Source organism: Streptomyces sp. NRRL S-646, from assembly GCF_000720765.1.
Lineage (GTDB): Bacteria > Actinomycetota > Actinomycetes > Streptomycetales > Streptomycetaceae > Streptomyces.
The window spans coordinates 229,820-249,899 of the sequence record NZ_JODC01000013.1; the positions used below are offsets into that span (position 1 = coordinate 229,820).

Consider the following 20,080-nt stretch of genomic DNA (forward strand, 5'->3'; position numbering starts at 1 on the left):
TTCAGCGGTTCGCAGAGCAGCACGGACACGGCAGGAGAGGGAAAATCCGTGTCCGTGCTCTCTCTGTTTTGCGCCCGCCTAAGCGCTGACCATCACCCGGTCCCCCGGCGGCAAGCGCCGGAAGTCTTATTCCGAGCCTTCGGCTAGAAAAGCGCGAAGCTCCCGGATGCGTTTGTGCCATTCGGCGCGTGCTACCTCGCTGATGCATTCCTCAGCGCGACGACGCCAGATCTCAATCAGCGATTCAATCTGCTCTGAGTCGACATGCCATTCGAGGTGGAGGAAAAAGCCGTAGTCGATAGGGCCGGGCGATTCAATCCGATAGGCTTCTAGCTCGGACACGGGAGCGTCATCCCCCACTCGGCTACTCGCGCCCGCAATTCAGCGATGAGCGCCAACCAGGCAGCGCGTGTCTGCTCGTCCGGCGCAGAGTCGGCGGAAGCGTGCCATGCGTATATGAGCGCGGTGAGGTTCGGGCGGCTGTCGAGTACCGCGCCGACGTCGATAGAGGCGGGATCGGCAGACAGCGAGGGGTGCGAAAAACCACCCCGGCTCACGGGGCCGAAAGAAGCTGCCACAGCTCAACACCTCCCCAAAAGGAATCAGCGGCGCGGGGGAACCCAAATAGCGGGTCAGCGAGCAATACCGCGCAGGAATACAAAGAAATGCGGAGTTACGCACGAGAAAACGCGCTGACCTGCGACGATCCCACCAATTCGGGGAAATATGCGCGCGTTCATTTCGAGGGAAGGGCGGGGGTGCGGGAGGGGCAAGCCTTGCACTTTCGACCTCCCCCTATCCCCTTAGTGATCCCCGTATATCTCCCTGGTGGCCAGCTGTGGGCCGTTCACTGCTCATCCGTGGCCCGGAATCTGTGGGGCGCCTTTAGGGCTCCACAGAGCCGCACAGAGCCTCTCGGCTTTACTCCTCGTCAGCGCACCACAGCGTGAGTGGTTCGTGGGCACGCATTGCTGATCGCATTTCATAGACGAGTGACCAAAGCGTCAGCGGTTTCCTCGCCTGCTGTTGCATGATCGACACAAGACACGAACATTGCTCGCCTCGTTCGTCCCGCCCTTGCTGAGCGGAATTATGTGATCCCCGGTCAAGTCCTCAGCGCTACCGCAGAACGAGCAGTAAGGCTGTGCTCGTATGGCCTCAGCGCGTAGCCGTTGCCACTGGGCGTCATAGCGTCCAGCGGTACGGGTGTTCTTGCTGCGGTACTTCCTGGGGGCACCCTGCGCGGCACATAGGGGGCACCCATTCCCAAGGGGGTATAGCCGCTTGTGACGAGGGCATAGGTTGTAAGGCATAGGGGACCTACCGCCTTACTTGCGTCCGCTGAGTTTCTTGACTCGCGCGTCAGCCATCTGTGCAGCGCGAGCTATGAGAATGCAGCGTTTACAGCGGGATGCGCGGCCACCTCGAAGAGCCGGGGCCGGATAGAACGCTTCAGCGGGCAGCGTCTCGGCGCAGATAGCACACGTGCGATCAGTCACAATAGAACTTCTCCCACGCCTGCTTATCCAGCGCGGTCCATAGCTCGTTTAGCTCCGCTCGCTGCTCGGCAATCTGGCGCATAAAAGCTGTCGCTCGCTGCGGCTCGCCCTCGTCGTAGGCCGCTTGCACTGCACGCCACTGAATCTCTTCAAGCGCATTGTTTCGCTCTTCGGCGGCAGCAAGCCGGGAGCCATGCCACACACGGCAAGCCTCGTTATGCGCGCTGATCTTCGGTAGCAGTTCGTCGTACTCGTCGACCATGATTTATCCACCAAACAAAAAAGCCCGTATCTAAACGATCCCGCCTGGTGGCAACCTGGGATCATTTAGATACGGGCAAGTATTAGGGCACAGCGCGGGTTGCCATTCACGCTGAACTTTGGGTGGAACGGTCAACAAGAAGCCCCGGCCAGTGAGGAGAAACGACCGGGGGTTCTCGGACCTACAGAACCACTCGAATCGGAGAGGTGACCAGCCCCTCCACGAACCATTAGAGAGGGTCTCTCTAGTTTCGTGACGCTGACCAACAAGAAAACCCCCGCCGCTCCGAGTTAGGAACAACGGGGGTTTTAAGGGCCCTCAGCCGGCTCGTGGCGGCATTTCTCAGCCTTGGCGTACTTTCCCTCGCACTGGTGCGAGAAAGTAGCTCAGATTGGCGCACAGAGCTTCGCGCCATTATCCCAGCGATCGAGCCTTTACGCGCTGACGGTAGGCACGCGCCTTGCATGCGCCCGAGCAATAGAGCGTAGGGCGACCGTTACCGCACCATTTCCTAGCGCGGTTGCCGCATTGGCAGGCAGCCGACATGCGAGCAGCGTAAGCCTCAGAGCGAGTCATCTTGGTGCCTCCCAGATGGTGACGTCCTATGTTGGTTAGTGGTGGGATCTCTAGGCCGATACAGGCTCCGAGCTGGGATTAGTGACGGATGACGATTTTAGGTGTGATTCCAGATTCCCTATAGAGACTCTTAAGGGATACCTAGATCGCTGTAAGAACCGTCATTCGTCACGTAAGGCTCTGCCGCTGTCTTCTCGTTGCGTATGCCGCTCGGTCCCGACAGCGCCGCGAGCAGTACCGGGCCGGTCGTCCCTGCCCCCTGTACTCAACAGCGTTGCCGCACGCAGGAAGCTCGCATAGCGGAGCGTCAGCCGCCGACTCTGCCATGAGCAAGACCTGTCGGATGAGTTCGTGTGCGACTTCCCGGCTTTCCATACTGCCGCTGATTGCTTGCCAGGCTGCCTTTTCTGCCACGCGTAGCTGAGCTAGTAGTCCGTCGTAATTCGTTGAAACCATGGTCTGTTGTCCGCGTATTCCGTCGAAAGTGGTCTGTGGTCTCCGCGTAATACGTCGAAAGTGCGGGCGAGAGTCCGCGTAATTCGGCGTATGTCGCTGGTGATGTGCGTAGAAACTCGGCGAAAGTACGGGCCGTGTCCGCGTAATCCGTCGAAACTCCTACGGGGGGATTAGAGAGGGGTGCTCTAGTTGCGTGACGGCACCTGAGCCGCTGTACGGCCGTCTGCGGGCATGAAAAAGCCCCGCCGGGGGGAATTCCCACCGACGGGGCTGTAAGGGGCTCAGAGGGGCTTTCGGGGCCGTTTAATCGAGCATCCCGCTCTCAGTCATGGCGATACCGGCAAGCTCACCCGCCGCCGGATCGTCTCGGAACCAGGCCGGACCCTCGAAGGTGACCGCCACCCGCGCCGAGTTGAACCGCTTGGGGGCGCCCGGGGTTGCCGGACGGATGACCACGCGCGTGCCGAGATCAGCGAGCAAGCCCCGTCGCCCTTCGTCGTCCCGCCGTTTCCACTCGTCCGCCACGGTGCCGCCAGCGTCGACCCAGCGGCCCACGGCGTGGTCTGCTTCCGCCCGCAATTCGGCTTGTCGCTTTTCCAGTGCGGTCAGTTGGGAAATGACCACGCGTGCCGCTGTGCCGTTGGGTTCGAGTTGCGCCAGGTTCCCGGCCAGTCGCTCAATCTGTGTTGTTACGTCGGAGAGTTGGAGTACCGCGCTGCCGTCAGGCTCAGCCCAGCGCATTAGCGCCATGTTTCCAAACCGCTTGAGGTAATCGGCGGTCACAAGCTCATCGAGCATCGGGGCAGTGATTACGTTCGGCCGGTGAGTTCCTCGCTTGCCGACGCCATTTCGGCACACATACGTGCTGTAGTCCTTGCCGTTGACCGCTCGGCGCTGCCGGTACATCGGCCCGTCGCATTCGGAACACAGCGCGACGTGTAGAAGTAGCGCCTTACCGGTGCGCTCAGCTCCGCGCCCCTTGGACTTACCGTCGATGATGGCGCGCACTGCCCCCCAGGTCTCGCCGTCGAGTATTTCGGGACCGGCGGATACGGGGCGACCTTCGGCGTCAAGAACCGGTTGATTGTGTACGGCGCTGCGCTTCTTGCCGGGAACGGACTGCACAAGCCACCCGCGAATGCCGGGCGTGTAGAGAACATCCCTGAGTGTCGTTAGGTGCCATTTGTTGCCGCGCAGCTTGCGGCCGTCGCGCTGTCGGGCATGGTCGGCGGGCGGGAGTATGCCCCGCTCATTGAGTTCGCGGGTAAGGCCGGTCAGCGTCGCGCCGTGATTGATGAGCTTGTCGGCGCATTCGCGGATTACTGCTGCGGCGGTTTCGTCGATCACCCAACGCTTGTCGTTTATCGGGCCGGTAACCGCGTAGCCGTAGGGCGCCAATCCGCCCAGGTGGTTTCCGCGCTTACGGAAGTGCTCTTTGCTGTCCGTGATACGAGCCGTGATCATGTCGCGCTCGTACTCGGCGAATGCGGCCAGTACGTTGATGATTATGCTTGCGTTTTCCGGGCTTACCACGCCGTCCGCTGTGACGATCGTGGTGTGGGTCGACTTAGCGGCGTCGAGCAAACGCTGAAACTCCAGGACGCTGCGCGCGTACCGGTCCAGCTTCGCGGCGAGTACGTAGTCAGCGCGCGGGAGCCAAGAAAGGACTTCCCGCATACCGGGACGGTCTTCCAGGCGGCTAGCTCCGCTGACGTTGGTGTCGGTGGCGACGTGCACCACTTCCCACCCGCGCTGTTCGGCGTATGCCTTGCAGGCGGCAATGCGGTGGTCGGGTGCCTCTTCGGCGAACAGTCGTGACAGTCGGTCGTAGATGACCACAGTTTTTCTTCTCACGATGACCTTTAGAGAGGGGTTCTCGCCTGTGGATGGTTAGGCGAGGCACCCGGGCGGCTGCGGCACCGTCCACGCGAATGCCGCCTCCGGAGTGCCGGCCCGGCTGGAGGCGCTCGGTACGGCGGCCGGGCTCGACCGGGCCGCGCTGCACAGCCAGTTGGCGGCGGCGCTGTCGGTGGTCCTGCATCTCGTGCGGGACCGGACCGGGCGGCGGCGGATCGCCGAGGTGCACGTACTGGAGCGGGATCCGTCGGGGCTGGTGCGGACGGTACCGGCGCTTCGGTGGGGTGCGGAGGCGTTCGTGCACGAGCGCGGTTGGGAGCGGCTGCGGGAGCTGCTCCACAGCGAGTCCGGCGAGTCCGGCGAGTCCTTCGAAGGGGGACGTCATGGGTGAGACGGCGATGGGGGCGGGAGTGCTGTGCGTCGGTGCGGCGGCCCTGCTGATGGGCGGGTGGCACTCCGGGGCGCGGCGGGCGCAGCTGTTGCTCGCGGGCGGCGGGGCCGTGAGCGCCGGGCCGCCGTGTTGGCGGGAGGTCGCCGGAGGGCTGCGGCGGATCCGCGGGCGGCTGCGGCCCGAGTGGTGGGCGCTGGCCGTCGGAGTGGTGCTGACGCTGCTGGGTGCGTCGGTGCTGCCGGTCGTCGCGGGGGCGGCCGGGGTGCCGTTGCTGCGACGCATGCGGCTGGCAGGGGAGGCCCGGCGGGCCCGGGAGCGCCGCGGGGACGCGGTGATCGCGCTGTGCGGGGCGCTCGCCGGGGAGGTGCGGGCCGGGCGGCAGCCGGGAGAGGCCCTGCCGCGTGCCGCGCGGGACTCCGGCGGGCTCGGGGGCGCGCAGGCGGCGGTGCTGGCGGCGGCACGGTTCGGCGGCGACGTCCCGGACGCGCTCGTGGCGGCGGCACGGCAGCCGGGCGCCGAGGGACTGCTGGGCCTCGCCGCGTGCTGGCGGGTGGCCGTGGACCAGGGCGCGGGCCTCGCCGCCGGGCTCGACCGCCTCGAAGGGGCGCTGCGGGCCGAGCGGGACCAACGCGCCGATCTGCGGGCCCAGTTGGCTGGGGCGAAGTCCACGGCGGTGATGCTCGCGGGGCTGCCGTCTCTGGGCCTCGCCCTGGGGACCGCCCTCGGCGCCGACCCCCTGCACGTGCTGCTGCACACCGGGGGTGGGCTGGGCTGCCTGCTGGTCGGCGGTCTGCTGGAAGGCCTCGGGATGTGGTGGGCGATGCGGATCGTGCGGCGAGCGGAGGCGGCATGAGCACGGAAGTTGTCCACAGGCTGGGGGCGGCCGTGGGGATGCTGCTCGTCCTCGGGTGGCTGCTGCGCCGGCTGGAGAACGTACGGCGTGAGCGGAGAGTGCGCAGGCGGCTGGCCGGGCTGGTGGCCGACGTCGAGGCGATGCAGGGCCGGCCGCGCTTCGAGGTAAGGGATGCAGCGCGGCGGTTGCTGCCCGCGGCGGGGGTGGCGTGTGCCGGATGGGTACTGGTCGGCGGCCTCGCCGGAGTCGCGGTGGGGCTGGCCGTCGCGGGCGTGCTGTGGCGATGGCGTGGCCGGCAGGCAGCCGGGAGCACCCCGGAGGCGTACGACCCGGGGGAGGCGGCCCGTCAACTCCCGCTCTCGGCCGATCTGGTGGCCGCCTGCATCGCCGCCGGTGCGGGGCCCGTGGCCGCGGCGCAGGCCGTGGGCGAGGCACTGGGCGGCCCCGTCGGGGACGCGTTGGCGCGGGGTGCGGCCGAGGTGCGGCTCGGCGGCGAACCGGCCGAGGCCTGGCGGCGGCTGGCCGAGCTGCCGGGCGCCGGAGCCCTGGCCCGGCTGCTGGAACGGGCCGGCGTGTCCGGACTCCCCGCCGCCACACCGGTCGCACGGCTCGCGGCGGACGCCCGCGCCGACCGGTCCCGCACCGCGACGGCACGCGCCCGGCGGGCGGCCGTCATGGTCACCGCACCGGTGGGCCTGTGCTTCCTGCCCGCCTTCATCACGGTCGGCGTACTGCCCGTGGTGATCGGGCTCGCGGGTGGGGTGCTGGGCGGGGGTGGTGGATGACGGGGACCGGGCGGACGGCGCCATGACGCCGACATCGAGCAGTGAACGGTCAATCGAGCAGTGAATGGTCAACGGGACTGAACCTCACGGGGGTTGAGATGTGCAAGGCGGTACGGGCGCGGCTGCGTGCCCTGGTGTGCAGGGCGAGTGCGGCGCGCAGGGACGCGGGGATGGTCACCTCGGAGTACGCGATGGGGATCGTGGCGGCGGTGGCGTTCGCGGTGGTCCTCTACAAGGTGGTGACGAGCGGGCAGGTCAGCGCGGAGCTGCAGGGCATCGTGAAGCGGGCGCTCGATGCGCAGATGTGAGCAGGGCGGGGACAGGGGGTTCGTGACGGCGGAGTCGGCCATGGTGCTGCCCGTGCTGGTGATGTTCGCGATGGCCCTGGTGTGGGCGCTGCTGGTCGTGGCCGCGCAGATCCAGTGCGTGGACGCGGCACGGACCGGGGCTCGTGCGGCTGCCCGCCAGGACCCGGGCGACAAGGTCGTCCAGGTGGCCCGTGAGGCGGCCCCACGGGGCGCGAGGGTCACGGTTCACCGGGAGGGGGGCCTGGTCCGGGTGGCAGTGGTGGCCAGGCCGCCGGTGCTGCGCGGTCTGCCCTTCGACGTACGGGAGGAGGCCGTGGCCGCGGCGGAGGAGACCGTGGGGGTGGGGCCGTGACCGGCGGCTTCTTCAAATGCCGGTGGGCCGTCCTCCAGGGCGGGGACCGCGGTTCCGCCACCGTCTGGAGCGTCGGTGCGATCACCGTGCTGTGCGTGGTGTTCGGGGTCGTGCTCGCCCTGGGGCAGGCCGTCGTGGTCCGGCACCGTGCGGCCGGCGCTGCGGACCTCGCGGCACTCGCGGCGGCGGATCACTGGGCGGACGGCACTGCGGCGGCCTGCGCCCGGGCCGGCCGGGTCGCGCGGGCGCAGGGCACGCGGCTGGTGCGGTGCGTGATCGTCGGCGAGGTCTCGGACGTGACGGCGGCGTCGGGACGGGGGCCGTTCGCGGCGGAGGTCAGGGCACGGGCGGGACCTGCGGGGCCGCCGGTGCTCCCCGACCAGGCTCTGCCTCGGCCTTCTCCTCCGGCGCCCCCGGCCCAGTCTCGGCCTGCCCCTCCGGCATCCCCGCGACGGGCTCTGCCTTCTCCTGTGGCGCCCCCCGCAAAAGCACCGTGAGCAACCGCACCGCACCCCTCTTGTGCAGCGGATCGTTGCCGTTGCCGCACTTGGGGGACTGGATGCAGGACGGGCAGCCGGCTTCGCACCCGCAGGAGGCGATGGCCTGGCGGGTGGCGGTGAGCCAGGCGCGGGCGGTGTGGAAGGCGCGCTCGGCGAATCCCGCGCCGCCCGGGTGGCCGTCGTAGACGAAGACCGTGGGGAGAAGGGTGTCGGGGTGCAGCGGGATGGAGACCCCGCCGATGTCCCAGCGGTCGCAGGTCGCGAAGAGGGGCAGCATGCCGATCGACGCGTGCTCGGCGGCGTGCAGGGCGCCGCCGAGGATCTCCGGGTTGATCCGGGCCTCGTCCAGCTGGTCCTCGGTGACCGTCCACCACACGGCGCGTGTGCGCAGCGTACGAGGAGGGAGGTCGAGTTTCGTCTCGCCGAGCACTTCACCGGTGATGAGCCGTCGACGCAGGAAGGAGACCACTTGGTTGGTGACCTCGACGGAGCCGTAGCAAAGGCGTCCGTCCCCCCAGGGGATCTCGGTGTCCGTCTCCAGGACGGTGATGGACGTCGTGTCGCGGGCGACCGTCGAGTACGAGGGGCTCGCCTCCGTGACCAGGGCCACCGAGTCCTCCAGGTCCAGGGAGCGTACGAGATACGTGCGGCCCTGGTGGAGGTGGACCGCGCCCTCGTGGACCGTCGTGTGGGCGGCGCCCGCGTCGACCGTGCCGAGCAGGCGGCCCGTGCCGGACTCGACGACCTGTACCGGCCGACCGCCCTCGCCGCGGATGTCGGTGAGGTCGGCGGCCCGTTCCCGGCGAGTCCAGTGCCAGGCCTTCGTACGGCGACGGAGCAGCTTTGCGGCCTCCAACTGGGGCAGCAGTTCCTCGCAGGCGGGGCCGAAGAGTTCGAAGTCCTCGTCGGTGAGCGGCAGTTCAGCGGCGGCCGCGCACAGGTGCGGGGCCAGGACGTACGGGTTGTCGGGGTCGAGGACCGTGGACTCCACGGGCTGGTCGAACAGGGCCTCGGGGTGGTGGACGAGGAACGTGTCCAGCGGGTCGTCGCGGGCGACCAGGACCGCCAGGGCGCCCTGCCCGGAACGGCCCGCGCGGCCGGCCTGCTGCCACAGGGACGCGCGGGTGCCCGGATAGCCGGCGATCAGCACGGCGTCCAGCCCCGAGACGTCGATGCCGAGTTCGAGCGCGGTGGTCGCGGCGAGACCGAGGAGTTCGCCGGAGTGCAGGGCCTGTTCGAGGGCGCGGCGCTCCTCGGGGAGATAGCCGCCGCGGTACGCCGCGACACGCCGGGCGAGGGAGCGGTCGACCTCGGCGAGGCGCTCCTGGGCGATCACCGAGATCAGCTCGGCGCCGCGCCGGGACCGCACGAAGGCGACCGACCGGACCCCCTGTACGGCGAGGTCGGTCAGCAGGTCCGCCGTCTCGGCGGTGGCGGTACGGCGGACAGGGGCACCCTTCTCGCCCTGCAGCTCGGTGAGCGGGGGCTCCCAGAGGGCGAACACCAGTTCACCGCGCGGTGAGGCGTCGTCGGCCACCTCGACCACCGGGAGGCCGGTCAGGCGGCGGGCGGCGACCGAGGGCTCCGCGGCGGTCGCGGAGGCCAGCAGGAAGACCGGGGAGGCCCCGTAGCGGGCGCACAGACGGCGCAGGCGGCGCAGTACCTGGGCGACATGCGAGCCGAAGACACCGCGGTAGGTGTGGCACTCGTCGATGACGACGTACTTCAGCGACTTCAGGAAGGAGGACCAGCGGGGGTGGGACGGGAGTATGCCGCGGTGCAGCATGTCCGGGTTGGTCAGGACATAGTTGGCGTACTGGCGGACCCATTCGCGTTCCTCGAAGGGCGTGTCCCCGTCGTACACCGCAGGACGTACGGCATTTCCCAGAGGTTGTGAAAGTTCCTTCACGGATCGGCACTGGTCCGCCGCAAGAGCCTTCGTGGGAGCCAGGTAGAGGGCGGTGGTCCCGCGGCCGTTCGGGGCCTCGGAGCCGTCCAGGAGCGTCGAGAGCACCGGGACCAGATACGCCAGGGACTTGCCGGACGCCGTGCCCGTGGCGACGACCACCGAGTCGCCGTCCAGCGCGTGCTCGGCGGCCCGTGCCTGGTGGGCCCAGGGGTGCTCGATGCCGCACGCCTGCACCGCGGCGATGACCTCCGGGCGAATCCGGTCAGGCCAGACGGCATGGCGACCCTCGCGCGGGGGCAAGTGCTCCGTATGAGTGATGCGCGAAGCCCGGCTCGGCCCGGAGGCGAGCCGGCCCAGGATCGTGCCCGGTGCGAGCCGGGAGACGGGGTCCGTCGGGGATCGATCGGATCGGTGATTCTTGGCCATCGGCACCGAGTGTGTCACTGGCGTGACGGACAATGGGACCAAGGCGTCGTGCACGCCTGCCGTAAGTGATTGAATGCCATCGCGGCTGGCGAACCGTTCCGGGGGCTCTGCCGAGGTGTCCCGAGGGGCGACCGCTCGAGTAGCAAGGTGCTGGAGGATCCGTGGACCTGTCCCTGTCGACCCGTACCGTCGGCGATCGTACGGTCGTCGAGGTCGGTGGCGAAATCGACGTATATACCGCGCCCAAGCTGCGTGAGCAGCTGGTCGAGCTGGTGAACGACGGGAGTTTCCACCTCGTCGTCGACATGGAGGGCGTGGACTTCCTCGACTCCACCGGGCTCGGCGTGCTGGTCGGCGGCCTGAAGCGGGTGCGTGCCCATGAGGGCTCACTGCGCCTGGTCTGCAACCAGGAGCGCATTCTGAAGATCTTCCGCATCACCGGCCTCACCAAGGTGTTCCCGATCCACACCTCGGTCGAGGAAGCGGTGGCGGCCACCGACTGACCACCGCCTGACGGAGCGGGAAAGGACCGCTCCCAAGGCGGAAGAAGTTCAATGAGGGGGTCCGGGCTTTCGGCAGCCCGGTCCCCCGACAGCACGCCCGTAGGCCCGAGGGGGATGCATGGCCACCGTTGAACTCCGCTTCAGCGCGCTGCCCGAGCACGTCAGAACCGCCCGACTGGTGGCGGCAGCGGTGGCGCGCAGGGCCGGAGTGGACGAGGCCGTCCTCGACGAGGTCAGACTCGCCGTCGGCGAGGCCTGCAGCCGTGCCGTCGGACTGCACCAGAGTGCCGGGATCACCGCGCCGGTGAAGGTACAGCTGGTCGAGGAGGAGAAACAGTTCTCCATCGAGGTCGGCGACGAGGCACCGCGCTCGTCCCCCGGAGGCGGGGCGCCGGGCTCGGCCGGTGAGGACGTGGAGACCGAGGAGGACGAGATGGGCCTCGCGGTCATCAGCGGCCTTGTTGACGACGTGGAGGTGTCCGCCGGCGCGCACGGCGGGCTGATCCGCATGACCTGGCCGACCACGCCGCCCACCGCGGTGCTCACCTGACTCACCTTCGTACGATGTCCCAAGGGCCCTGCTGAGCAGGGCCCTTGGTGCTTTTCCGGCCGTTCCCGGGAATTAGTGAAGGAATTCACGATCAAACGCGTGACTGATCACGTGATAATTCGATCAAGCGTCAATGCAGGCGTCAATGCCTTTGAGGCATTACCTCTTTCGGGTTCTGTGGCGTGACGTCGATCATTTGCTGAAGAGCATGTGAAGGCTAATTCCGTTTACCGTGCTCTGTTTTGATCAGGTGCGGGTACCTAGAATCCGTCCACATCTTGAGCTCAGCACAGGCGTCAAGGAGGACGAATGGCGGGGCTTTCTACCCCTCATCAGTTTGACCACCCCACAACCCTCGCAGCCGCGGTACTGACGGACGACAACCGGATCATCGTGATGGTCATCGGAGTCGTCGCGCTGGCCGCGCTCGTGGTCGCAGGCATCCTGGTACGCCAGGTGCTCGCGGCGGGCGAGGGCACCGACAGTATGAAGAAGATCGCGACGGCGATTCAGGAAGGTGCGAACGCCTATCTGGCCAGGCAGCTGCGCACGCTCGGCGTATTCGCCGTGGTCGTGTTCTTCCTGCTCATGCTGTTGCCCGCGGACGACTGGAATCAGCGCGCCGGACGATCGATCTTCTTTCTGATCGGTGCGGCGTTCTCGGCAGCCACCGGCTATATCGGCATGTGGCTCGCCGTGCGCAGCAATGTCCGTGTCGCCGCGGCGGCCCGGGAAGCGACCCCGGCGGAGGGTGAGCCGGAAAAGGATCTCACCGCCGTCTCGCACAAAGCCATGAAGATCGCTTTCCGTACGGGCGGCGTCGTCGGCATGTTCACAGTGGGGCTCGGTCTGCTGGGCGCCTCCTGCGTGGTGCTGGTGTACGCGGCCAACGCGCCGAAAGTGCTCGAAGGCTTCGGCCTCGGGGCCGCCCTGATCGCCATGTTCATGCGTGTCGGCGGCGGCATCTTCACCAAGGCCGCCGACGTCGGCGCCGACCTGGTCGGCAAGGTCGAGCAGGGCATTCCGGAGGACGACCCGCGCAATGCCGCGACCATCGCCGACAACGTGGGCGACAACGTCGGCGACTGCGCGGGCATGGCGGCCGACCTGTTCGAGTCGTACGCCGTGACCCTGGTCGCCGCGTTGATCCTCGGCAAGGTCGCCTTCGGCGACTCCGGACTGGCCTTCCCGCTGATCGTGCCCGCGATCGGTGTCGTCACCGCCATGATCGGCATCTTCGCGGTCGCCCCGCGCCGGGCCGACCGCAGTGGCATGACCGCGATCAACCGGGGCTTCTTCATCTCCGCGGCGATCTCGCTCGTGCTGGTGGCGGCGGCCGTCTTCATCTATCTCCCGTCCAAGTACTCGGACCTCGACGGCGTCACCGATGCCGCCATCAAGGCCAAGGACGGCGATCCGCGGATCCTCGCGGTGGTCGCGGTGGCGATCGGCATTCTGCTGGCGGCCGTCATCCAGCAGCTGACCGGCTACTTCACCGAGACCAACCGTCGCCCTGTCATGGACATCGGCAAGACCTCGCTGACCGGCCCGGCCACCGTCGTCCTCGCCGGTATCTCGGTGGGTCTGGAATCGGCCGTCTACACCGCCCTGCTGATCGGCCTCGGCGTCTACGGGGCCTTCCTGCTCGGCGGCACGTCGATCATGCTCGCGCTGTTCGCTGTGGCGCTGGCCGGTACCGGCCTGCTCACCACCGTCGGCGTGATCGTCGCGATGGACACCTTCGGGCCCGTCTCCGACAACGCGCAGGGCATCGCCGAGATGTCCGGCGACGTCACGGGCGCGGGCGCCCAGGTGCTCACCAACCTGGACGCGGTCGGCAACACCACCAAGGCCATCACCAAGGGCATCGCCATCGCCACCGCGGTCCTCGCGGCATCGGCGCTCTTCGGGTCGTACCGTGACGCGATCACGACCGGCGCGCAGGACGTCGGCGAGAAGCTCGCCGGAGCGGGCGCCCCGATGAGCCTGATGATGGACATCTCGCAGCCCAACAACCTCGTCGGCCTCATCGCGGGCGCGGCGGTCGTCTTCCTCTTCTCGGGGCTGGCGATCAACGCGGTGTCGCGGTCGGCGGGTTCCGTGGTCTACGAGGTGCGGCGGCAGTTCCGCGAGCACCCCGGGATCATGGACTACACCGAGAAGCCGGAGTACGGGCGCGTCGTCGACATCTGCACCAAGGACGCGCTGCGGGAACTCACCACGCCCGGTCTGCTCGCCGTGCTGGCGCCCATCTTCATCGGGTTCACGCTCGGGGTCGGCGCCCTCGGCGCGTTCCTCGCCGGTGCGATCGGCGCGGGCACGCTGATGGCGGTGTTCCTCGCCAACTCCGGTGGTGCGTGGGACAACGCCAAGAAGCTCGTCGAGGACGGTCACCATGGCGGCAAGGGCAGCGAGGCCCATGCCGCGACGGTGATCGGCGACACGGTCGGCGACCCCTTCAAGGACACCGCCGGTCCCGCGATCAACCCGCTGCTCAAGGTGATGAACCTGGTCTCGCTGCTCATTGCGCCCGCGGTGATCAAGTTCAGCTACGGCGAGGACAAGAACCTCGGGGTACGGATCGCGATCGCGGTCCTCGCCCTGCTTGTCATCGTCGGGGCGGTCTACGTCTCCAAGCGGCGCGGGATCGCCGTGGGCGACGAGGGCGGCGCCGAGCGGGTGGCCAAGTCGGCCGATCCTGCGGTGGTTTCGTAGGCGGCCCCACGAGGACCGGCTCAAGAGGCGGGCGGGCGGCGCGTGTTGACGCGTCGCCCGCCCGCCTCGTGTTTTCACACCCTCACCGTGAGCCTTCTCTCGCCTGGTGTAATTAGTTACAAAAGGTGTCATAGTCGTCGTTCGGCATGCGGCTGTCACCCGCCCGGCGTGTATGTTCCGGGGCCGAGAGCCATGGAAGGGACCAATCCGGTGAACAAGAAGCTCGCGGCCGCACTGTCCGGCGGTGCGGTACTGGTACTGGCGCTGTCGGGGTGCACCAGCAGCGACAAGGGCAACGACAAGCTGGATGCCTGGGCCAAGCAGGTCTGCGACGCGGTGCAGCCGCAGGCCAAGAAGATCGAGGCCGCCAACGCCGCGATCCAGAAGCAGACCTCGGACAACAGCACGCCGGAGGCGGTCCGCAAGACCGACGCCCAGGCCTTCCAGGACATGTCGGACGCCTACAAGGCGATCGGCGACGCGGTCCAGAAGGCCGGGGCGCCCGATGTCGACAACGGTGCGAAGAAGCAGACGGACGCGGTCAAGGAACTCGACGACATCGCCGCGTCGTACGCCGCGCTGCAGAAGAAGGTCGACGCGCTCGACGTCAAGGACCAGGCCAAGTTCGCCGACGGTCTCAAGGGCATCGCGACCTCGCTGGACCAGCTGAGCACGAGCGGCAACGACGCCCTGAAGAACCTCGAGGCGGGCGACGTCGGCAAGGCGATGGCCAAGCAGGCCAGCTGCAAGAGTGCGTCCACCGCCCCCTCGCCGGCGGCGAGCTGAGCCGGAGCTGCAGCCGACCCCTCGGCCCCGCCACAATGGGGGGCGTGAGTACCTCAGGTCTGCCCGCCCTGCCCGCTGCCCCTGCTACCGGCCGTTCCGACGTCGTCGCCCGGCTGCGGGGCGCCCTCCTCGGGGCGTCCTTCACCGCCGACGGGCTGCTCGAGCTGCTCGGCGCCCCCGCGTACGCGGCGCTGGCCCGCAGCGAGACCGTGCCCGCGCTGCGGGCGACGCGCGGGGACACGCCGCTGGAGGTGCTCGTACGGTTGTTCCTGCTGCAGCAGCCCGTGCCGCACGCGCGCGTGGCCGACGTTCTGCCGGTCGAGGAGTGCCTGGAGAGCGGCTGGCTGGTGCGCGTCGGCGGAGACTCCGAGGACGACGTGGCCGCGACCGTGGATGTACGGCCGTACGGCGGGCCCGGCGGCGAGGACTGGTTCATCGTGTCGGACCTGGGGTGCGCGGTCGGTGGAGCGGGCGGGATCGGCAGCCGTGACGAAGGAGTCGTCCTCGGCGTCGGTGGCGCGTCCACGACCCTTGCGGGCATCACCGTCCGTACGCCCGTCTCCGCGGCCCTGGACCTCGGCACCGGCTCCGGCATCCAGGCGCTGCACGCCGCGCAGCACGCCACGCGCGTGACGGCGACCGATCTCAACCCGCGCGCGCTGCACATCACCGCGCTCACGCTGGCGCTGTCCGGCGCCCCCGCGGCCGAGCTGCGCGAGGGCTCGCTGCTCGAGCCGGTGCGCGACGACGAGACGTATGACCTGATCGTGTCGAACCCGCCCTTCGTGATCTCGCCCGGTGCGCGGCTGACGTACCGGGACGGCGGGATGAGCGGGGACGATCTGTGCCGCACGCTCGTTCAGCAGGCGGGGGAGCGGCTGAACGAGGGCGGGTTCGCGCAGTTCCTCGCCAACTGGCAGCACGTCGAAGGGGAGGACTGGCAGGACAGGATCAGGTCGTGGGTGCCGCGCGGCTGCGACGCGTGGATCGTGCAGCGTGAGGTCCAGGACGTCACGCAGTACGCGGAGCTGTGGCTCAGGGACGCCGGTGACCACCGGGGCGACCCGGCCGAGTACCAGGCGTACTACGACGCATGGCTGGACGAGTTCGAGGCGCGCAAGGTGAAGGCCGTCGGGTTCGGCTGGATCACCCTGCGCAGGACGGGGGCCGCGGTGCCCTCGGTCACCGTGGAGGAGTGGCCGCATCCGGTCGAGCAGCCGCTCGGCGACACGGTGCGGGCGCACTTCGACCGCCTCGACTTTCTGCGTGCGCACGACGACGCGGCCCTGCTGGCAGGGCACTTCAGGCTCGTCTCCGAGGTCGTCCAGGAGCAGGTCGGACTGCCCGGCGCCGAGGACCCGGAGCACGTCGTGCTGCGCCAGCACCGCGGCATGCGCCGGGCCACCAAGGTGGACACGGTGGGCGCGGGTTTCGCGGGCGTCTGCGACGGTTCACTGAGCGCGGGCCGCATCCTGGACGCGATCGCCCAACTGGTCGGCGAGGACCCGGTGTTGCTGCGCGACCGTACGCCGGCGCAGATCAGACTGCTGGTGGAGCAGGGATTCCTCGAGCCGGCGTAGGGGCCGGGCACCGAAGGGGGCCGTTTTCGGGACGCGGGCACGGATTTTCGGGTCTGTCACAGCGGCTGTTCGTGCCCCCTGGCAAATCGAGCTGCGAGAAGGTCATCGACAAAGCGAACGAGTTGTGCGGGAACAAGCTGTGCAGCAACCAATTCGAGTCGACCTTGGCGCCGGGCCCGAGCGCACCCGTGCACGGCTGGGTGGCGGAGGGGAACGGCTGGGGCCGTGGGTGAGGGCCGGACGGGGGCCCGGTCCCGGGTGAGTCTCCGGGTCCGTCGGCTCCGCGTTCACCCCGGGTTCGCCTGTGCGCCGCCCACGCGTGTCAGTCTCGCCGGGCTGGGCACTCGTGAACGGGAAAAAAGGGGCACGGAAGGCCATGGAGAGCGGACCGGCGATCTTCGCGGGAGTGGTGTTCGCCCTGTTCGGAGGGGCGCTGCTGGCATGGACGGTGGCCCGGGTACGGCACCGCGAGCCGGTCGCCCACGGTGTGAACCCCGTCGCATCGGCGGCCCTCGCGAGCATTGCCTCGGTGATCATGCTGGCCCTCGGAACGTGGTGCCTCACCCGGGTCTGAAAGCCGCCCCGGAGCTGCGGCTTGGTTAATTGAGAGGTGATCCTCCGGACAGGCTCGAAAAGACCGGTGGGTACTCCGGGCGGCAGGAATGGCGGTAGTCGGGTTACCGTTCGAGTGGCCGTTGCGGGCTTTTCCCGTTTGACACGGGGGCGGGATGTACCGTCACACTCCGCAGCGTCACCACGACCCGCCCCCGGGACCGAGAAACCCCCGGGGAGGCCCCAGCGTCGACCGGAGAGAAGAGCGAAGTTGTCCCCGACCAGCGAGACCGCACACGGCGGCCGCCGACTCGTCATCGTCGAGTCGCCTGCCAAGGCGAAGACGATCAAGGGCTACCTCGGCCCCGGCTACATCGTCGAGGCGAGCGTCGGGCACATCCGCGACCTTCCCAACGGTGCCGCGGAGGTGCCGGAGAAGTACACCGGCGAGGTCCGCCGCCTCGGTGTGGACGTCGAACACGACTTCCAGCCGGTCTATGTGGTCAACGCCGACAAGAGGGCCCAGGTCAAGAAGCTCAAGGACCTGCTCGCCGACTCCGACGAGCTCTTCCTCGCCACCGATGAGGACCGCGAGGGCGAGGCCATCGCGTGGCACCTCCTGGAGGTGCTGAAGCCCAAGGTCCCCGTCAAGCGCATGGTGTTCCACGAGATCACCAAGGACGCGATCCGCGAGGCCGTCGCCAACCCGCGCGACCTCAACAAGCGCATGGTCGACGCCCAGGAGACCCGCCGCATCCTCGACCGTCTCTACGGCTACGAGGTCTCGCCGGTCCTGTGGAAGAAGGTCATGCCGCGGCTGTCGGCCGGCCGCGTCCAGTCCGTCGCGACACGACTTGTGGTGGAGCGGGAACGCGAGCGCATCGCGTTTCGTTCTGCCGAGTACTGGGACCTGACGGGCACCTTCGCGACCGGCCGCGCGGGGGATTCGTCGGACCCGTCGTCGCTGGTCGCCCGCCTGCAGACCGTCGATGGCAGGCGGGTCGCGCAGGGCCGCGACTTCGACTCCCTGGGACAACTCAAGAGCGCGAACACCCTCCACCTCGACGAGGCGAACGCCCGCGCCCTCGCCGCCGCCCTGGAGAACACGCAGTTCTCGGTGCGGTCGGTCGAGTCCAAGCCGTACCGCCGCTCGCCGTACGCCCCGTTCCGTACGACGACGCTGCAGCAGGAGGCGAGCCGCAAGCTCGGCTTCGGCGCGAAGGCCACCATGCAGGTCGCGCAGAAGCTGTACGAGAACGGCTACATCACCTACATGCGTACGGACTCCACGACGCTGAGCGACACCGCCGTGGCTGCCGCCCGCGCGCAGGTCACGCAGCTGTACGGCGCCGACTACCTGCCGTCGGCCCCGCGGACGTACGCCGGCAAGGTCAAGAACGCGCAGGAGGCGCACGAGGCGATCCGGCCCTCGGGTGATCGTTTCCGCACGCCGGCGGAGACGGGACTGACCGGCGACCAGTTCAAGCTCTACGAGCTGATCTGGAAGCGGACCGTCGCCTCCCAGATGAAGGACGCGACCGGCAACTCCGTCACCGTGAAGATCGGTGGCGCGGCCGCCGACGGCCGGGACGTCGAGTTCAGCGCGTCCGGCAAGACGATCACCTTCCACGGCTTCCTGAAGGCCTACGTGGAGGGCGCCGACGACCCGAACGCAGAGCTGGACGACCGCGAGCGCCGGCTGCCGCAGGTCGCCGAGGGCGACCGGCTCAGCGCCGAGGAGATCACGGTCGACGGGCACGCCACCAAGCCCCCGGCCCGTTACACCGAGGCCAGCCTGGTCAAGGAGCTCGAAGAGCGCGAGATCGGCCGCCCCTCGACGTACGCGTCGATCATCGGCACGATCCTCGACCGTGGCTATGTCTTCAAGAAGGGCACGGCACTCGTCCCGTCCTTCCTGTCCTTCGCCGTGGTCAACCTCCTGGAGAAGCACTTCGGGCGGCTCGTCGACTACGACTTCACGGCCAAGATGGAGGACGACCTCGACCGCATCGCCCGCGGCGAGGCGCAGTCCGTGCCGTGGCTGAAGCGCTTCTACTTCGGCGAGGGCACCGACAACGGCAACGCCGCGGAGGCGGGCAACGGCGACGGGGACCACCTCGGCGGCCTCAAGGAGCTGGTGACCGACCTGGGTGCGATCGACGCGCGCGAGGTGTCGTCGTTCCCGGTGGGCAGCGGCATCGTGCTGCGCGTCGGGCGCTACGGCCCGTACATCGAGCGCGGCGAGAAGGACGCCGAGGGCCACCAGCGGGCGGACGTGCCCGAGGACCTCGCGCCGGACGAGCTGAGCGTCGAGTTCGCGGAGGAACTGCTCGCCAAGCCGAGCGGCGACTTCGAGCTCGGTGCCGACCCGCAGACCGGCCACCAGATCATCGCCCGGGACGGCCGCTACGGCCCGTACGTCACCGAGGTGCTCCCCGAGGGCACCCCGAAGACCGGCAAGAACGCCGTGAAGCCGCGTACGGCCTCGCTGTTCAAGTCGATGTCGCTGGACACGGTGACGCTCGAGGACGCGCTCAAGCTGATGTCGTTGCCGCGGGTCGTCGGCGCCGATGCCGAGGGCCAGGAGATCACCGCGCAGAACGGGCGCTACGGGCCGTACCTGAAGAAGGGCACGGACTCGCGTTCGCTGCAGTCCGAGGAGCAGCTCTTCACGATCACGCTCGAAGAGGCGCTGGAGATCTACTCGCAGCCCAAGCAGCGTGGCCGCGCGGCCGCCAAGCCGCCGCTGAAGGAGCTGGGCACCGACCCGGTCAGCGAGAAGCCCGTGGTCGTCAAGGACGGCCGCTTCGGGCCGTACGTCACCGACGGGGAGACGAACGCGACCCTGCGCTCCGGCGACAGCGTCGAGGAGATCACCCCCGAGCGCGGCTTCGAACTGCTCGCCGAGAAGCGGGCCAAGGCGCCCGCCAAGAAGACGGCGAAGAAGGCACCTGCGAAGAAGGCTCCGGCCAAGAAGGCGACAGCCGCCAAGAAGACGGCGGCCAAGAAGACGACGGCTGCGAAGAAGACGACCGCCAAGAAGACGACGACCGCCGCGAAGAAGGCGACGGCGTCGGACGACTGAGTCGGGACCACTGAGTCGGGACCACTGAGTCGGGACCACTGAGTCAGGACGACTGAGCCGAGGCAGGTTCCTCCACGGACGCTTCGCAAAACGAACGCCCCGATATCGCTTTGGTGTCGGGGCGTGCGCACGTCC

At 68.5% G+C, this 20,080-nt stretch carries 16 protein-coding genes and 2 pseudogenes; 13 read left to right on the top strand and 5 right to left on the bottom strand.

Going from position 1 to position 20,080, the window contains the following annotated elements; all coding sequences use genetic code 11:
• Nucleotides 1-126: 126 nt before the first annotated feature.
• From IH68_RS56600 to IH68_RS0133335, 4 genes are all read right to left on the bottom strand, one after another.
• Complete coding sequence (locus IH68_RS56600; RefSeq protein WP_159403760.1) at nucleotides 127-342, bottom strand: hypothetical protein; 216 nt, start codon at nucleotides 340-342, stop codon at nucleotides 127-129.
• A gap of 662 nt (nucleotides 343-1,004) precedes the next feature.
• Nucleotides 1,005-1,313 (bottom strand): HNH endonuclease, encoded by a 309-nt coding sequence (locus tag IH68_RS59900; protein WP_078912724.1) that lies wholly within the window; start codon nucleotides 1,311-1,313, stop codon nucleotides 1,005-1,007.
• A gap of 178 nt (nucleotides 1,314-1,491) precedes the next feature.
• Complete coding sequence (locus IH68_RS0133330) at nucleotides 1,492-1,761, bottom strand: hypothetical protein (protein WP_030942430.1); 270 nt, start codon at nucleotides 1,759-1,761, stop codon at nucleotides 1,492-1,494.
• A 1,335-nt stretch (nucleotides 1,762-3,096) separates the two neighbouring features.
• Nucleotides 3,097-4,632 (bottom strand): recombinase family protein, encoded by a 1,536-nt coding sequence (locus IH68_RS0133335; RefSeq protein WP_030942432.1) that lies wholly within the window; start codon nucleotides 4,630-4,632, stop codon nucleotides 3,097-3,099.
• A gap of 61 nt (nucleotides 4,633-4,693) precedes the next feature.
• On the opposite strand from IH68_RS0133335, the pseudogene IH68_RS0133340 reads away from it, so the two are divergent.
• The 6 genes and pseudogenes from IH68_RS0133340 to IH68_RS53850 form a co-directional block, all read left to right on the top strand.
• A pseudogene (locus tag IH68_RS0133340) lies at nucleotides 4,694-5,041 on the top strand (ATPase, T2SS/T4P/T4SS family); the annotation flags it as partial.
• Nucleotides 5,034-5,894 (top strand): type II secretion system F family protein, encoded by an 861-nt coding sequence (locus IH68_RS0133345; protein ID WP_030942436.1) that lies wholly within the window; start codon nucleotides 5,034-5,036, stop codon nucleotides 5,892-5,894. The pseudogene IH68_RS0133340 and the gene IH68_RS0133345, both read left to right, overlap by 8 nt.
• A complete protein-coding gene (locus IH68_RS0133350) occupies nucleotides 5,891-6,679 on the top strand; it encodes a type II secretion system F family protein (protein WP_030942438.1) in 789 nt (262 codons plus the stop codon). The genes IH68_RS0133345 and IH68_RS0133350 overlap by 4 nt, the downstream gene beginning before the upstream one ends.
• Nucleotides 6,680-6,777: 98 nt before the next feature.
• Entirely contained in the window at nucleotides 6,778-6,987 is a 210-nt protein-coding gene (locus tag IH68_RS0133355; protein ID WP_030942439.1) for a DUF4244 domain-containing protein, read from the top strand.
• Nucleotides 6,974-7,339, top strand: a complete 366-nt coding sequence (locus tag IH68_RS0133360) for a TadE family type IV pilus minor pilin (RefSeq protein WP_030942441.1) — start codon at nucleotides 6,974-6,976, stop codon at nucleotides 7,337-7,339. The genes IH68_RS0133355 and IH68_RS0133360 overlap by 14 nt, the downstream gene beginning before the upstream one ends.
• Nucleotides 7,336-7,737: pseudogene (locus tag IH68_RS53850) on the top strand (Rv3654c family TadE-like protein); the annotation flags it as partial. The gene IH68_RS0133360 and the pseudogene IH68_RS53850, both read left to right, overlap by 4 nt.
• Here the strand turns inward: IH68_RS53850 and IH68_RS0133365 are convergent.
• Nucleotides 7,676-10,174 carry a DEAD/DEAH box helicase gene (locus IH68_RS0133365; protein ID WP_078912726.1) on the bottom strand — a complete coding sequence of 833 codons (2,499 nt, stop codon included), beginning with the start codon at nucleotides 10,172-10,174 and terminating at the stop codon, nucleotides 7,676-7,678. The pseudogene IH68_RS53850 and the gene IH68_RS0133365 overlap by 62 nt on opposite strands.
• A 161-nt stretch (nucleotides 10,175-10,335) precedes the next feature.
• On the opposite strand from IH68_RS0133365, the gene bldG reads away from it, so the two are divergent.
• From bldG to topA, 7 genes are all read left to right on the top strand, one after another.
• Nucleotides 10,336-10,677, top strand: a complete 342-nt coding sequence (bldG, locus tag IH68_RS0133370) for an anti-sigma factor antagonist BldG (RefSeq protein WP_003975386.1) — start codon at nucleotides 10,336-10,338, stop codon at nucleotides 10,675-10,677.
• A 118-nt stretch (nucleotides 10,678-10,795) separates the two neighbouring features.
• Nucleotides 10,796-11,227: an ATP-binding protein gene (locus IH68_RS0133375; protein WP_030942445.1), complete on the top strand. Its 432-nt coding sequence runs from the start codon at nucleotides 10,796-10,798 to the stop codon at nucleotides 11,225-11,227.
• A 309-nt stretch (nucleotides 11,228-11,536) separates the two neighbouring features.
• On the top strand, nucleotides 11,537-13,942 hold the full coding sequence (locus IH68_RS0133380; RefSeq protein WP_030942447.1) for a sodium-translocating pyrophosphatase: 2,406 nt from the start codon (nucleotides 11,537-11,539) through the stop codon (nucleotides 13,940-13,942).
• Between the two features lie 192 nt (nucleotides 13,943-14,134).
• Nucleotides 14,135-14,728 carry a hypothetical protein gene (locus tag IH68_RS0133385; protein ID WP_030942449.1) on the top strand — a complete coding sequence of 198 codons (594 nt, stop codon included), beginning with the start codon at nucleotides 14,135-14,137 and terminating at the stop codon, nucleotides 14,726-14,728.
• Nucleotides 14,729-14,772: 44 nt separating this feature from the next.
• Nucleotides 14,773-16,308, top strand: coding sequence for a DUF7059 domain-containing protein (locus IH68_RS0133390; RefSeq protein WP_030942452.1), 1,536 nt, complete (start codon nucleotides 14,773-14,775; stop codon nucleotides 16,306-16,308).
• A 376-nt stretch (nucleotides 16,309-16,684) separates the two neighbouring features.
• Nucleotides 16,685-16,882, top strand: a complete 198-nt coding sequence (locus IH68_RS0133395) for a hypothetical protein (protein ID WP_030942454.1) — start codon at nucleotides 16,685-16,687, stop codon at nucleotides 16,880-16,882.
• Between the two features lie 249 nt (nucleotides 16,883-17,131).
• Nucleotides 17,132-19,945, top strand: coding sequence for a type I DNA topoisomerase (gene topA / locus IH68_RS0133400; RefSeq protein ID WP_030942456.1), 2,814 nt, complete (start codon nucleotides 17,132-17,134; stop codon nucleotides 19,943-19,945).
• Nucleotides 19,946-20,080 lie beyond the last annotated feature (135 nt).